Annotated in this window: 12 protein-coding genes and 1 pseudogene; 2 read left to right on the forward strand and 11 right to left on the reverse strand. The window is 58.1% G+C overall.

Features of this window, described 5'->3' with window-relative positions; translation table 11 throughout:
* Positions 1 to 74: 74 nt before the first annotated feature.
* A pseudogene (locus ACSZPU_RS07320) lies at positions 75 to 752 on the forward strand (methyl-accepting chemotaxis protein); the annotation flags it as partial.
* Here the strand turns inward: ACSZPU_RS07320 and ACSZPU_RS07325 are convergent.
* A complete protein-coding gene (locus ACSZPU_RS07325) occupies positions 749 to 2,368 on the reverse strand; it encodes an isovaleryl-CoA dehydrogenase (RefSeq protein WP_498997040.1) in 1,620 nt (539 codons plus the stop codon). The pseudogene ACSZPU_RS07320 and the gene ACSZPU_RS07325 sit on opposite strands and share 4 nt — an antisense overlap.
* Positions 2,369 to 2,528: 160 nt before the next feature.
* Here ACSZPU_RS07325 and ACSZPU_RS07330 point away from each other — a divergent pair, with 160 nt between their 5' ends.
* Positions 2,529 to 3,806, forward strand: a complete 1,278-nt coding sequence (locus ACSZPU_RS07330) for an MFS transporter (protein ID WP_498997042.1) — start codon at positions 2,529 to 2,531, stop codon at positions 3,804 to 3,806.
* Between the two features lie 75 nt (positions 3,807 to 3,881).
* Here the strand turns inward: ACSZPU_RS07330 and rlmB are convergent, their stop codons facing one another.
* The 10 genes from rlmB to ACSZPU_RS07380 all read right to left on the reverse strand — a co-directional run bounded on the left by rlmB (position 3,882) and on the right by ACSZPU_RS07380 (position 13,729).
* Positions 3,882 to 4,616, reverse strand: a complete 735-nt coding sequence (rlmB, locus tag ACSZPU_RS07335; protein ID WP_498997044.1) for a 23S rRNA (guanosine(2251)-2'-O)-methyltransferase RlmB — start codon at positions 4,614 to 4,616, stop codon at positions 3,882 to 3,884.
* A gap of 103 nt (positions 4,617 to 4,719) precedes the next feature.
* The gene (locus ACSZPU_RS07340; RefSeq protein WP_498997046.1) at positions 4,720 to 5,520 is read right to left on the reverse strand and encodes an ATP-binding cassette domain-containing protein; all 801 of its coding nucleotides are present in this window, start codon (positions 5,518 to 5,520) and stop codon (positions 4,720 to 4,722) included.
* A gap of 4 nt (positions 5,521 to 5,524) precedes the next feature.
* Positions 5,525 to 6,508, reverse strand: a complete 984-nt coding sequence (locus tag ACSZPU_RS07345; protein WP_498997049.1) for an ABC transporter ATP-binding protein — start codon at positions 6,506 to 6,508, stop codon at positions 5,525 to 5,527.
* Positions 6,501 to 7,358: an ABC transporter permease gene (locus tag ACSZPU_RS07350; RefSeq protein WP_498997051.1), complete on the reverse strand. Its 858-nt coding sequence runs from the start codon at positions 7,356 to 7,358 to the stop codon at positions 6,501 to 6,503. Before ACSZPU_RS07350 ends, ACSZPU_RS07345 begins: the two co-directional genes overlap by 8 nt.
* Entirely contained in the window at positions 7,358 to 8,314 is a 957-nt protein-coding gene (locus tag ACSZPU_RS07355) for an ABC transporter permease (RefSeq protein ID WP_498997053.1), read from the reverse strand. The genes ACSZPU_RS07350 and ACSZPU_RS07355 overlap by 1 nt, the downstream gene beginning before the upstream one ends.
* A 12-nt stretch (positions 8,315 to 8,326) precedes the next feature.
* Positions 8,327 to 9,889 carry an ABC transporter substrate-binding protein gene (locus ACSZPU_RS07360; RefSeq protein WP_498997055.1) on the reverse strand — a complete coding sequence of 521 codons (1,563 nt, stop codon included), beginning with the start codon at positions 9,887 to 9,889 and terminating at the stop codon, positions 8,327 to 8,329.
* A gap of 23 nt (positions 9,890 to 9,912) precedes the next feature.
* Entirely contained in the window at positions 9,913 to 11,130 is a 1,218-nt protein-coding gene (locus ACSZPU_RS07365; RefSeq protein ID WP_498997056.1) for a M20 family metallopeptidase, read from the reverse strand.
* Between the two features lie 54 nt (positions 11,131 to 11,184).
* A complete protein-coding gene (locus ACSZPU_RS07370; RefSeq protein ID WP_498997059.1) occupies positions 11,185 to 11,961 on the reverse strand; it encodes an ABC transporter ATP-binding protein in 777 nt (258 codons plus the stop codon).
* Positions 11,961 to 12,731 carry an ABC transporter permease gene (locus ACSZPU_RS07375; protein WP_498997063.1) on the reverse strand — a complete coding sequence of 257 codons (771 nt, stop codon included), beginning with the start codon at positions 12,729 to 12,731 and terminating at the stop codon, positions 11,961 to 11,963. The genes ACSZPU_RS07370 and ACSZPU_RS07375 overlap by 1 nt, the downstream gene beginning before the upstream one ends.
* Complete coding sequence (locus ACSZPU_RS07380; RefSeq protein WP_498997066.1) at positions 12,728 to 13,729, reverse strand: taurine ABC transporter substrate-binding protein; 1,002 nt, start codon at positions 13,727 to 13,729, stop codon at positions 12,728 to 12,730. The genes ACSZPU_RS07375 and ACSZPU_RS07380 overlap by 4 nt, the downstream gene beginning before the upstream one ends.
* Between the last annotated feature and the right edge of the window lie 63 nt (positions 13,730 to 13,792).

Below are 13,792 nucleotides of genomic sequence, written 5' to 3' on the forward strand. Positions count from 1 at the left end.
TAGTCATGATAATAGGGCCTTCTGATTAGAAGGCCCTATTATCAATGATTTTTATCCTCGTGACGACACTATCTAACAAACAGGCCAGCAGCGTCGAGGAAACTTCCGCCAGCATGGAGCAGCTCACCGCAACCGTGCAGCAAAATGCCGCCAATATGGAGGAGATGCAGTCGCTGGTGAATGAAACGTCACGAGCGGTGCAAACGGGTGGCACCACCGTCGAAGACGCGGTTGCCACCATGGACGCGATTCGCACCGCCTCGCAGCGGATTGCCGACATCACCCATGTGATTGAATCCATCTCCTTCCAGACCAACATTCTGGCGCTTAATGCCGCGGTCGAAGCCGCGCGCGCAGGGGAGCATGGTAAAGGTTTTGCCGTTGTGGCGCAGGAAGTGCGGGCGCTGGCAGCGCGTAGCGCCAACGCAGTAAAAGAGATTGATGAGCTGACCAGCGATACGCTCAAAAAAGTGCGTGAAGGCCATACTCTGTCCGATAACACCCGGCAGGCGATGGAATCCATCACGACACATATGAACCACATCAGCCAACTGGTGAAAGAGATTAACCACGCCTCTCACGAGCAGTCGGCGGGTATTAATCAGGTCAATATCGCGATGACGCTTATTGGCGAGGCCACGCACATTAACGCCGGACGGGTGTCACGCAGCGAGCAAACCGCGGGCACGCTGCGTGAAAAAGGGGCGCATCTGACCGAGGTCGTCCGCCTGTTCAGCCTGAAAACGGACTAACCGACACCGCCGATGGCGCGCAGCAGCAGGTCATTTTTGACCTGCTCATCCATAACAGAAGCGCCACGAACATCCAGCATCATCCGGCACCAGGCTTGTGCTATCGGCGGGGAGGCAAACTGCAACATTTGCGCCCCCGTCGCTAACAGATAGAGCTGCTGAGCGATCTCCCGCCCCTGCGCCTCGATCGGTTTACGCAACTGCTGCTGTAACTGCCGCCAGGCCCGGTCGAAATGTCTGTCCTGGCCTTTTACCACCCCAAATTCCTCATGCAACATCTCAAGAATGCCCGGCTGTTTGCTAAATGCGCGCAGCACGTCCAGACACATGATATTACCCGAGCCTTCCCAGATGCTGTTCATCGGCATCTCCCGGTACAGGCGCGGCAGCTCACTCTCTTCGCAATAGCCAATCCCGCCCAGCACTTCCATGGCTTCGGCAACAAACGGTATCCCCGCCTTGCAGACAGCAAACTTGGCGACCGGTGTGAACAACCGGGCCCACAGTACTTCCGCAGGCGTAGCGCGATTATCCCAGGCCCGCGCCAGGCGGAATAAAAAGGCAATTTGCCCTTCCAACTGGAGCGCCATACGGCTTAACACTTCGCGCATAATGGGCTGATCAACCAGATTTTTACCAAACGCCTGCCGCTGGTGTGCGTGATAGAGCGCAACGGAGAAAGCCCGCCGCATCAGGCCGTGGCTGCCCAACGCACAGTCGACACGCGTCAGCGCGCCCATTTTGAGGATTTGCCGCACGCCATCACCTTCATCCCCAAGCAACCAGCCGCTGGCATCAAAGAATTCCGCTTCACTACTGGCATTCGAACGGTTGCCGAGCTTGTCTTTCAGACGCTCAAGCTGTACTCCGTTACGCATCCCATCCGGCAAAAAACGCGGCACAAAAAAGCAGGATAGCCCACCCTTCGCCTGCGCCAGCACCAGATGTGCATCGCTCTGCGGCACAGAGAAAAACCATTTATGCCCCATTAGGCGATAAACGTCCCCGCTTCGCTCCGCGCGGGTCGTATTGCTCAATACGTCGGAGCCGCCCTGCTTCTCGGTCATCCCCATGCCAATCAACAATCCCCGTTTCTGCCCGCCTGGGGCAAGATGTGGATCGTAACGGTCGCTCATCAGCGGTTTTAACCAATCTTTGAACGGGGCGGGAAGCGCGTGCTGCAGTAACGGTGTGGCGGCAAAGGTCATGGTGACAGGGCACAGCGAGCCTGCTTCGACCTGAGCATGCAGGATGAAACGCGCCGCGCGAGCGGCAAACGATCCGTTACGCGCCTCTTCTTCCCAGGCCAGGTTGTGTACCCGGTTGGCGCACAGCCCCTGCATCAGCAGATGCCAGGCGGGGTGGAAACGAACATCGTCCAGCCGCGCGCCCGTCGGGTCGTAACGCAACAATTCCGGTGGATTCACATTCGCCAGTCTGCCCAGTTCCAGTGACTCTGCCGTGCCCAGTTGCTGGCCAATACTGGCGAGCAGTTCAGCGTCCCACGCCGCACCTTCGCGATTCACAGCGTCATGTAGCGCACGATCAGAGAGGAATAAGTTGCTGTTATTCAGCGGGCCAGGCTGGTTGAAGACGGTATGAGTTTGCCAGTGCATAGATCTCCCTCCCTCAATAGCAGTGGCGATAAGTATGGTCAGACCAGGGTTATCCCGCCCGCGATGACGGTCACAAAACAGCGTGCGCGGGTCATTTACATTTGCGTTACGCACACTTAGCGGCAAGGCTTAGCTCAATAAACCAGGAACGGTGATGCCCATGACAACAACTGACGCACAAAAAAGAGCCCTGGTCGCAGGCTCTATCGGCAATTTTATCGAGTGGTACGAATTCGCAGTCTATGGTTTTCTTGCCACGGTGATCGCGAAAAACTTCTTCACCCTGGAAGGCGAATCGGCCATTACCAGCCTGATCCTGACCTACGCCGCCTTTGCCGTCGCCTTCTTCTTTCGCCCGTTAGGCGCGGTGGTGTTTGGCCGTATCGGTGACAGGATTGGGCGAAAACCGACGCTTATCATCGTGCTGGTGCTGATGACGCTGGCAACGGCGGCGATTGGCCTGGTGCCGGTCTATGCCAGCATTGGCGTTGCAGCCCCCCTTATCATTACCGGTTTGCGCATTCTGCAGGGATTGTTTGCAGGCGGGGAGTACGGCGGTGCAGTGTCGCTGATGACCGAATTTGCGCCCAAAGGTAAACGCGGTTTATACGGTGCCTGGCAGTCGCTGACTGTGGCCTTTGGGCTGCTGGCAGGCGCAGGGATTGTGGCGCTATTGTCCACATTGCTCACCCCGGAAGCCCTTCACGACTGGGGCTGGCGGATTCCGTTCTTTATCGCCATTCCGATGGGGGCCGTGGCGCTGTGGCTTCGCGTCAGCATGGAAGAGACGCCGAGTTTTGTGCGTCAGCAAACCCAGGCAGTGCCCGTTGAAGCCACATTTGGCAGTACCGTGAAAGCCATATTGACGGGCATTGGTCGCCTGATGGTCTGGTCGGCGGCAGGCTACACCTACCTCGTCATCATGCCCACTTATCTTCAGTCGGCGCTGCACACCGGGTTTAACCAGGCGCTGCTGATTGCGGTGATTTCCAATGCCGGGTTCGCCCTGACGATTATCCCGTCCGGTATGCTGAGCGACCGCATTGGCCGACGGGCGGTGATGGTCACCGCTGCGGTTCTGCTGTTGGTTCTGGCGCTGCCCTTGCTGAAAATTCTGCAGGCGGAATCGAGCACGCTGCTGATTAAAGCGCTGGTGGTGTTTATTGCCGGTGGGCTGGTCGGCATGCTGGCAGGTCCGGGGCCTGCGATGCTGGCGGAGATGTTCCCAACAAGGGTGCGCTACACCGGGCTGGGGCTGGCGTATTCGCTGTCGAACGCGATTTTCTCCGGCTGTGCAGGGCTGATCATTACCGGGCTGATTAAGCAGACGGGGAATCTGGATATTCCAGCGTATTACGTGATGGCAACGGCGGTGGTGAGTGTGATTGCGCTGATGACGCTCAGGAAGGATGACCATCAGCGGTCACTGGAGGAATAGTGCAGTTTGATGCCCTCTTCCTGGCCCTCCAGGGAGAAAACACTAAAAACGGCAACTGACGTTGCCGTTTTGCTTTTACCTTGCGCGCTGGCGCACGGCTTCGAACAGGCAAATACCGGTGGCGACAGACACGTTCAGTGATGACACGCTGCCCGCCATCGGAATGCTGATCAGCTCATCGCAATGCTCACGCGTCAGACGGCGCATGCCCTCACCTTCTGCGCCCATCACCAGCGCCATCGGACCGGTCATTTTACTCTGGAACAGAGTATGGTCGGCTTCACCGGCGGTGCCGACAATCCAGATGTTCTCTTCCTGCAGCAGACGCATGGTACGCGCCAGGTTGGTCACGCGGATCAGCGGGACGTTTTCCGCCGCGCCGCAGGCCACTTTTTTGGCCGTCGCGTTCAGTTGGGCTGATTTGTCCTTCGGCACGATCACCGCATGCACACCCGCGGCGTCCGCGCTACGCAGACAGGCACCGAGGTTATGCGGATCGGTAACGCCATCAAGGATCAAGAAGAAAGGTTGATCGAGGCTGGCGATCAGATCGGGCAGATCGTTTTCCTGATACTGACGGCCCGGTTTCACGCGGGCAATAATGCCCTGGTGCACCGCCCCTTCGCTTTTCTCATCCAGATACTGACGGTTAGCGACCTGAATCACGACACCCTGCGCTTCCAGCGCGTGGATCAGGGGCAGCAGGCGTTTATCTTCGCGGCCTTTCAGAATAAACACTTCCTGAAAACGCTCCGGAGCGCGTTCCAGCAGGGCCTGCACCGCATGGATGCCGTAAATCATTTCACTCATTAAGGGTACTCATTTGAGGCGATATCGCCGGGTTGAATGGGCTGTGAGACATTCACATCGCCACATTATAACCGACAAAGCCTGCAAATCGACTGCTGAACGTTCAACCGTTCACCACCGCGCGTCTATCACCTTGCGTGACCGGGTATTCAGGTAGTCTCGCATTCAGCAGATAGCGGGTGTATTCCTGCGCGGGCTGAGTGAAGATGCGCTCGCTCTCCCCCTGTTCCACCAGCTTGCCCCGGTGCATCACGCCGACGTGATCGGCAATGTGGCGCACCACGTTTAAATCGTGGGAGATAAACAGATAGGCCAGACCGTACTCACGCTGGAGTGACATTAATAAATTAAGGATTTGCGACTGAATCGACACGTCCAGCGCCGAGACCGGCTCATCGCAAATAATCAGCTTCGGTTTAAGAATCAACGCCCTGGCAATACCGATGCGCTGCCGCTGACCGCCGGAAAACTCATGGGGATAGCGCGCGGCGTCCTGCGGTCGCAGCCCCACATGCTCCAGCATGTCTGCAACCTGCGCTTTGCGGTTGGGTATACCGTGGATGATAAGCGGCTCTTCCAAGCTGTAGCCAATACTGCGCTTCGGGTCGAGCGACGAGAGCGGGTCCTGGAAAATCATCTGCATTTCCCGACGCACCTGCCGCCACTGCCCGGCACCTTGCCCCAACAGCGATTGCCCTTCAAACCAGACTTCACCGCCTGATGCCGGGGTAAGGCCCAGAATCAGTCGTCCGGTGGTACTTTTACCGCTGCCGGATTCCCCCACCAGCGCCCAGGTTACCCCGACGTTAATCGAGAAACTGATGTTATCCACCGCCTGCACGCTCTGCCCGCGACGATGAAAGGTTCTGGATAAATTTTTCACCGCTAAAAGTGGTGTCGTCATCGTATTACCCCTCCAGTTCATCGGCACGCCAGCAGCGCACATGGTGATGTCCACCGTTCACCCGACGCAGCACCGGCGGCTGGGCTCGACAGCGCGGTTGCGCCAGTGGGCAGCGGTCAGCATAGGTACAGCCGCCCGGTAAATCATGCAACGAAGGCACCTGTCCGCGGATTTCGGCGAGCGGCGTTTTGGGAGTGTTATCCGTCGACGGGCGTGCCGCCAGCAGGGCGCGAGTGTAAGGGTGACGTGGTGCAGAGAAGAGCGTGTGTACGTCGGTCTCTTCCACCACCTGCCCGGCATACAGCACAACAACACGCTGGCATAGACGCGCCACCACGCTCAGGTCATGGGTGATGAAGACAATGCCCATTCCGGTTTGCTGTTTGATCTCATCGAGCAAATCCAGAATCTGCGCCTGAATGGTGGCATCCAGTGCGGTAGTGGGTTCATCGGCAATCAGCAGTGAAGGCGAAGTGGCAATTGCCATGGCTATCATCACTCGCTGACGCATCCCGCCGGAAAGTTCATGCGGCCAGGCAACAGCGCAGCGGGCAGGATCGGCAATGCCCACCTGTTCAAGCAAATGGAGGATTTTTTCCTGCCGCTGGCGACGATTAAGCGTGGTATGCAGACGCAAAATTTCGGCAATCTGCTCTGCGATGGTCATCACCGGGTTAAGGCTGGCGAGCGGGTCCTGGAAAATCATTGCCATGTCACGGCCACTGCGCTGGCGGCGAGCCCTGGCAGAAAGCGTGTGTAGCGCCTCACCTGTCAGCACCACTTCGCCTTCAACCCGCGTGGTGCGAGGTGAAAGCAGCCCCATCAGCGCCTGTGCGGTAACACTTTTGCCGCAACCGGACTCACCGATAATGCCCAGGGTTTCATGGGCATGAACCTCAAAGGAGACGCCACGCACCGGGGAAATCACACCCTGACGCGTCGCGAAATTTACCTCGAGTTGTTTAACCTGTAGCAGTGCCTCAGCCATGACGTCCTCCCTGTTTGAGCAGGCGCAGCACGCGGCGCGGCAGCGGCTTTAAGGCCGGATCGGCGCTGTCACGCAGATCGTCACCAATAATGTTCAACCCAAGGATCAGCAGCACGATGGCTACGCCCGGGAAGAAGGTCATCCACCAGGCGGTAAAGATCACCGCTTTGCCCTCCAGCAGCAGGTTGCCGAGGCTGGGCATCGGCGGCGGCACGCCGGAGCCAAGAAAACTGAGCGCCGCTTCGGTGAGAATGGCCACGGAAAATACCCAACTCACCTGCACGATAAACGGCGATATCACGTTAGGCAGCAGGTGTAGCCAGATGATGCGCGAAGCCGACGCCCCCTGCGCCCGTAGCGCTTCAATAAAGTTCTTTTCTTTGATAACCATCGCCGTCCCGCGAATCACACGGGCAATCGACGGCACATAGACCAGCGAGAGCGCCAGCACCACATTGCCAATTTTTGGCCCCAGCACGCCGACAATCGCAATCGCCAGCAGCAGGGACGGAAACGCGAACAACCCGTCGCAGACGCGCATCAGTATGCTGTCGACCGGGCGGTACCAGGCGCACAGCAAGCCGATAATCAGCCCGGTCACACCAGCAATCAGCGCTACCGCCGCCCCGACCAACAGTGACACTCGCACCGCCAGCGCCACGCGCACAAAGAGATCGCGGCCAAAATTATCGGTACCGAACCAATGTTGTAACGATGGCGGTTTCAGGCGGCTCAGCGGATCGATGCTGTAAGGATCAAACGGGCTGATGGCGCTGGCAAAAAACGACAGCAGTACAATCGCCAGCAACAGCGCTGGCCAGAGCCATACACCGGGGTTTTTGCTCATCATTAGCGGCGTTCCCCTTCGACTGACAAACGCGGATCGGCCAAATAACTCAGCAGATCCACCGCCAGATTAACCAGCACGTAGCAAACGGTAATCAGCAGCACCACGCCCTGAATCACCGTCACGTCGCGCCGCTCGATCGAATCAACAATCAGCGATCCGACGCCCGGAATGCCGAACACACTTTCGATAACGATCGTCCCGGTGACTAACGAGGCAAAGGACTCACCGCAGATGGTCAAAATGGGGATCAGGGCATTGCGTAACGTGTGACGTAGCAGGACCCGCCGTTCCGGCACCCCTTTCGCCCGTGCCGTATTGATAAAGTGCTCCTGCATCACATCGAGCATCACCGCCCGGGTCATCCGCGCGATAAGTGCCGCAATGCGCAGCCCCAGTGCGATGGCGGGCAGCGTGAGATACCAGATATTCAACAACAGCGAGTCGTTGGTGGAACGGTAGCCCACCACCGGAAACCAGCGCAGCTGTACGGCAAAAAAGAAAATCAGGAACAACCCCAGCAGAAAACCGGGGACTGACATACCGAACGTCGCCAGCGCGCGAATGGCTTTGTCGACCACACCGCCGTGCTGCCAGGCGCTCACCACTCCACCAGCCAGCCCCAGTGCCAGCGCAATCGCCTGGGCATAAAGTGCCAGTGCAAGCGTTGGGGTCAGGTGCTGCAAAAAGAGGGCCATCACGCTGGTGTTGAGAAACAGCGAATGGCCGAGATCCCCCGCTAAGATGCCGCCAAACCAACTGACAAACTGCACCAGCAGCGGCCTGTCCAGCCCCATCTGCTGGCGCATGGTGGCAATGTCAGCCGGACTGGCATCGTTGCCAAGGATCACCAGCGCCGGATCCCCCGGCGCAAGATGAATCAGACAGAACACCACCACCGAGACCACCAGCAGGACCGGCAGCAGCGCCAGCAGGCGGTGAAAGAGATACCGTTTCATCGCCTTCTCCCGTCAGGGTTGCGTCACGCTCAGGTTCCACAGAATCGGCCCGCTCAGATCCTGGTAACCTTTAACGTTGTTTTTGATCGCCACCGCGTCCGGCGTGGTACGGCCCAGCACAATCACCGGCAGGTACTGCCAGAGCAGCACGTTGAGTTTGTCCACCAGCGGTCGGGTCTCTTTCAGGGTCGCGGCCTGTTTAATCTCATCCAGCACACCGTCAATTTCCGGACTGTCGCTCAGACCCGGGAATTTGGCGCGAGAATCGAGGAACGGATACTGATGCAAGACCTGGCGCATGGTGAACTCGAGCGCGCAGAGATCAAAGTTCTTCGGATCCTGGCGGCGTTGCAGCACCGTCGGCCAGTCGTAAACATCCAGACGGGATTTCACGCCAATCTGCTTGAGCACCTGCTGGGCGACGATCGCCAGATTATACAGCTCGGCATACTCTTTGGTGGCGATGATCACCACCTCTTCACCTTTGTAACCCGACTCCTGCACCAGCTTGCGTGCTTCCTCCAGCTTATGCTGATTCCAGTACGGCTTACCGGCATCGCTGTACCAGTCCACCTGATCAGGGAAGCCCAGCGACGGCCCCTCTTTGAAGAAACGCGGATCGCTGTAGCCCGCCAGCAGCGTTTGATGCACATCCAGCGCCAGGTTAAACGCCTGACGCAGCTTCACGTTGGCAAACGGCCCCTGATGTTTGTTGAACAGATAGGTAATCAGCGACCCGCCACTTTGCGGTTCAAACAGCGAAATGCCCGGCGCGCTGGCGAGGGTATCGATGTTGTCCTTCGGCAACTGGAACACCAGGTCATACTCCCCGGTCATCGCTCCGGCCAGACGGGTGGATTCATCGGTGATATAGCGGAACCAGATGTCTTTGACGTCGGCTTTTTTCTGCCCGGACAGCCCGCTGGCAGGTTCAGAACGCGACACATACTGGTCGTAACGGGTGAGATGCAGATAATCACCCGCTTTGAATTCCGCCAGCTTGTACGGCCCGGTACCAATCAACTCAGTGACCGGTTTTTTGCTGCTGTTGGCCTCGTCGATAATGCGTTTCGGCATAATCGCGGCGATGTTTTTCACATCCGCCAGCACGTTGAGGGTAATCAGCGATGGGGCTGGCAGGGTAAAGGTGACGGTCTTGTCGTCCACTTTGTTGAACTGCACGCCCGGCAGGTTGGCCTTACCCTGGGTCGACACGGTGAGCCAGCGGTTCATGGAGGCCACTACGTCGTCGGCGGTGAGCAGTTGACCGTCATGGAAGTGAATGCCGTCACGCAGCACAAAGGTGTAGGTTTTACGATCGTCACTCAGGGTGTAGCTCTGCACCAGCTCCGGCACCGGCTCATAGCGGGCGTTGATGGTAAACAGCGTCTCGAAGATATGACGATCCACATCCGAGGTCGCGTTGTTGGTGGTCAGGTATGGATCCAGCGTGCCTGGACGGTTGCCATAGGCAATATTGAGCGTGGCGTTACGGTTAACGGTTTCCGCCTGCGCATTCCCCAGAGGTAAAACCGCCGCCAGCATCAGCGCGGCGGCAGAAAACAGCATTTTCATTATGTCGTGGCTCCAGTCGGGTATCAGGCGGCCTGAGTCGCAGTGCTGCGCCCGGCGAATTCATCTTTGGTTTCCTGCAACAGCACCGCGTCGGTCAACAAACGCAGACCGGTACGGGCCAGCACCTGCGCGCCAGTCACCAGCGCTTCGTAGCCTTTCACCGAGTTCGCCGCTTCGCGGAATTCCACGGTATGACCAATCAGGTCGTCCGGGCCGATTTTGATATAGGGGTGCCCGGTCGGTACCGCATGACTGATGTCGCCCGCATCCGTTGAACCCAGCCCCTCTTTCTCTTTCAGTTCAACGTCCTCGCCCGCAGCGGTGAACTCGTCGAGCAGCACGCCGTTCAGGGTGTGGTTGATATTGAAATCACGCGGGCCGACCTGGTGCTCAATCTTCACCGTCGTCCCCGTTGCCAGCGCCACACCCTCGGCAATGGCACGAATACGTGGCTCCAGCGCCAGCACCTCTTCACGGGTATGGGCGCGAATGTAGTAGTGGGCGGAGGCGTACTCAGGAATAACGTTCGGGGCCTGGCCGCCGTTGGTGATAATGCCGTGAACGCGAATGCCGTCCGGCAGTTGCTGGCGCAGCACGCTGATGCCGTTGTAGAGCAACACCAGCGCATCCAGCGCGTTAACGCCTTTATGCGGCGAACTGCCCGCGTGCGATGGCTTGCCGTAGAAATGGAAATAGAGATGGTTGTTGGCAAGCGACGGGCCAGACAGCCGGGTTTTGCCAGCCGGATGGACCATCAGCGCCACATCCACATCATCCAGGAAACCGTGTTCGACAAAGCGGGCCTTCACATTGCCGTTCGGCCCACCCTTACCGCGCAGTCCGCCCTCTTCCGCCGGAGTGCCGAGCACCACCACTTTGCCGCCGGTTTGCTCCAGCACCTGACTGAGCGCCACTGCCGCCGCAATGCTGGTGACGCCAATGATGTTGTGCCCGCAGGCGTGACCGATGTCGATCAGCGCATCGTATTCCGCCAGATAGGCGATGGTCGGGCCGGGCTTGCCGCTCTCTTTCACGGCGTAGAACGCGGTTTCATGCCCGGCGACGTTAGAAGTGACAGTAAAACCGTGCTTTTCCAGCAGCCGGGTCAGCACGCCGTTGGCGTAGTATTCGTTATTCCCGGTTTCGGGATGGGCATGAATATCTTTGGCTATCGCCACATACTCATCGCGGTACTGATCAATGCTCTCTTCCAGACGGTCTCGTAATTCGCTTGTGCTCATTGCTTCCACCTCAGTGATGACAGTTGATTCATTCCCGACACCGGGAACAAGGGGTTAACCTAAATGGCGTTTCGTCTCCTGGCGCACGCGGTGTAAGACGTGTTGCTTGATTTCGCCGTAGCGCGGATGCTCCACCAGCGTTTCGATATCGCGTTCGCGGCCAAAAGGCAGGACAATCTCTTCGACGATTTTTCCGGGTTTCGCCGACATCACCAGGATGCGGTCAGCGAGAAACAGAGCCTCTTCCACGTCATGAGTGACAAACAGCAGCGTAGTGCCGATGGCAAGCCACGCTTCGCGCAGCAGTTCCTGCATCATCAGGCGGGTTTGCGCATCCAGCGCACCGAAAGGCTCATCCAGCAGCAGCACTTTCGGCCCCGGCAGCCAGGCACGGGCCAGTGCCACACGCTGCTTCATGCCGCCGGAAAGCTGCCACGGTGCATGTTGCTCAAAGCCTTTCAGGCCCACGCGATTGAGCCAGTCCAGCGCTCGCGCATTGACCTCTTCTTTTTGATAACGGCCCAGACGCGGACCAAAGGTGACGTTGTCCAGCACCGACAGCCACGGAAACAGGTTCGGCTGCTGAAAAATCATGCCGCGCTCCGGCCCCGGCTGCTGCACCAGTTTGCCGGTCGCCAGCACGCGCCCGCTGTCGGGTTTGGTAAACCCGGCGACCAGATTGAGAATGGTGGATTTGCCGCAGCCCGATGGCCCCAGCAGCACCACAAACTCCCCTTTATCGAGGGTGAGATTGATCTCCTCCAGCACAGTAAACGGCTGCGGTTTGGCGGCAAACGAGAGGGAGACGTTTTCCAATGCAATGGCACTCATTATTCTTTCCCCGCCCACGGGACAAACAGGCGTTGCAGTCCCAGCAGGATCAAATCCAGTAAATAGCCCGTCCCGCCCAGCAGCAGAATGCCGAGCATGACGATATCGGTACGTAAGTAAGAGCTGGCGTTAATCACCATCCAGCCGAGGCCGGAACTGGCGGCCACCATCTCGGCGGCAATCAGTGACGTCCAGCCAATGCCGATGGAGAGCCTGACGGTGGTAAAGAGATCCGGCAGCGCGTCCGGCAACACGACGCGCAGGAAAATCTGCCCTTTTGATGCCCCCAGCGTCTGGGCCACGCGAATCCGCGCCCGCCCGATGCGCTCCACCGCCGCCGACGCTCCCACCACCACACTCAGGAAGGTGGCGATAAAGATCAGGAAGAATTTCGACGCCTCACCAATCCCCAGCCAGACCACCGCCAATGGGATTAGCGCGATTTTCGGTAACGGGCGCAAGAACTGGACAAACGGGTTAAGCACAGCGGACAGGCCGGGCGAAAGTCCCATCAGCAGCCCGAGCGGGATGCCCAGAATAATCGCCACCGAGAAGGCGCTCATGGCACGGGCCAGACTCACCGCCACGTGCTGCCACAGCGGCACCTGGCGGTAACCGTCGGCCAGCAGTTCTTCTGCCGTGATGCCAATATCCGTCAGCGAGGGCAACAGCAGCGGGTCCACCCATTGCCGGGTGGCCGCCAGTTGCCAGAGTGCAAAGAAGGCCACCACCGACAGCACGCTGATGGCGATATGCTGACTTACTCTCATTTTGCCGCCGCGTCGCGGATGTAACGGGAGTTAATCGCGGCATCCCAGTTTTGTGGGATATCCCGTTGACGGATTTCACCAATGCCAGCAAGGAAGTTGGAGGTTTTGGTCAGCGCTTTGCCGATGCCGCTGTGGGTGGTGTCGGTACCGTTACCCAGCCAGGCCGCAGTGCCTTGCTCGGCAAGCGTCGGATATTCCAGCCCACCCAGGGTATTAGCGGCGGTAGTGACCGGTGCACCGACTTCTTTCGCGACAATGGCGGCAGCGCTTTCCGGGTCTTTCTTGAATTCGTCGACTTTCTGCTGATGCACGCGCAGGAAGGCGCTTACCGCTTCCGGGTACTGTTCGGCAAAGGCTTTACGTACCACGTAGTTGTTGTAAATCAGGTAGCCATCTTTTTGTAGGTCTTTGGTGGCGAAGACCTGGTGACCGCCGGAGGATTCCAGCTCCTGAGCAAACGGCGCCCAGACATAACCGGCGTCAATGTCGCCACGTTTCCAGGCTGCGACCATCTCAGCCGGGCGCAGCGGCAGCAAAGTAATTTTGCTGCGGTCCAGTTTATTGACGCTGATTGCCGCTTCCAGCGCATATTGCGCGGTGGAATTTGGCGGATAACCAACGCGTTTGCCTTCAATATCTTTAATATTGTTGATGCCGTCTTTGCCAATTAAACGCTCATAGCTGGCAATCACGCCGGAGACACCAATTATTTCCACCGGGAGTTTGCGCACAATACCGGCAGTCGCCGGGCTGGAACCGAAATTGGCAATATCAATCGCGTTGCTGGCGAAATAATTCAGCGCGTCGGCACCGGAGGCAAATTGCACCCATTTTACCTGGGTGTTTAAGGCTTTATCTAAAGAGCCATCGGCTTTGGCGAGCATTAATACCTGAGAGCCGCCGCTATAGGCGACGCGCACTTCTGAAGGGGTGGCAGCCATACTGATATTGGCCCACAGGCTGGTTGCGGCGAGTAAGACTCCGAGCGTTTTTTTCATTGTGTTTTCCTTGCGGTGAATGCAGTTCATGTCTCCGGCATAAGCGGGAGAAAAGGGTCAATA

Origin of the sequence: Phytobacter sp. V69 (assembly GCF_965644215.1) — a bacterium.
In the GTDB taxonomy this organism is placed as follows: Bacteria; Pseudomonadota; Gammaproteobacteria; order Enterobacterales; family Enterobacteriaceae; genus Phytobacter.

What these genes read in the sequence shown, in the direction of transcription:
- ACSZPU_RS07325 (WP_498997040.1), bottom strand. Translation starts at nt 2,368, where the DNA reads ATGCACTGGCAAACTCATACCGTCTTCAACCAGCCTGGCCCGCTGAAT.
- ACSZPU_RS07330 (WP_498997042.1), top strand. Translation starts at nt 2,529, where the DNA reads ATGACAACAACTGACGCACAAAAAAGAGCCCTGGTCGCAGGCTCTATC.
- rlmB (WP_498997044.1), bottom strand. Translation starts at nt 4,616, where the DNA reads ATGAGTGAAATGATTTACGGCATCCATGCGGTGCAGGCCCTGCTGGAA.
- ACSZPU_RS07340 (WP_498997046.1), bottom strand. Translation starts at nt 5,520, where the DNA reads ATGACGACACCACTTTTAGCGGTGAAAAATTTATCCAGAACCTTTCAT.
- ACSZPU_RS07345 (WP_498997049.1), bottom strand. Translation starts at nt 6,508, where the DNA reads ATGGCTGAGGCACTGCTACAGGTTAAACAACTCGAGGTAAATTTCGCG.
- ACSZPU_RS07350 (WP_498997051.1), bottom strand. Translation starts at nt 7,358, where the DNA reads ATGATGAGCAAAAACCCCGGTGTATGGCTCTGGCCAGCGCTGTTGCTG.
- ACSZPU_RS07355 (WP_498997053.1), bottom strand. Translation starts at nt 8,314, where the DNA reads ATGAAACGGTATCTCTTTCACCGCCTGCTGGCGCTGCTGCCGGTCCTG.
- ACSZPU_RS07360 (WP_498997055.1), bottom strand. Translation starts at nt 9,889, where the DNA reads ATGAAAATGCTGTTTTCTGCCGCCGCGCTGATGCTGGCGGCGGTTTTA.
- ACSZPU_RS07365 (WP_498997056.1), bottom strand. Translation starts at nt 11,130, where the DNA reads ATGAGCACAAGCGAATTACGAGACCGTCTGGAAGAGAGCATTGATCAG.
- ACSZPU_RS07370 (WP_498997059.1), bottom strand. Translation starts at nt 11,961, where the DNA reads ATGAGTGCCATTGCATTGGAAAACGTCTCCCTCTCGTTTGCCGCCAAA.
- ACSZPU_RS07375 (WP_498997063.1), bottom strand. Translation starts at nt 12,731, where the DNA reads ATGAGAGTAAGTCAGCATATCGCCATCAGCGTGCTGTCGGTGGTGGCC.
- ACSZPU_RS07380 (WP_498997066.1), bottom strand. Translation starts at nt 13,729, where the DNA reads ATGAAAAAAACGCTCGGAGTCTTACTCGCCGCAACCAGCCTGTGGGCC.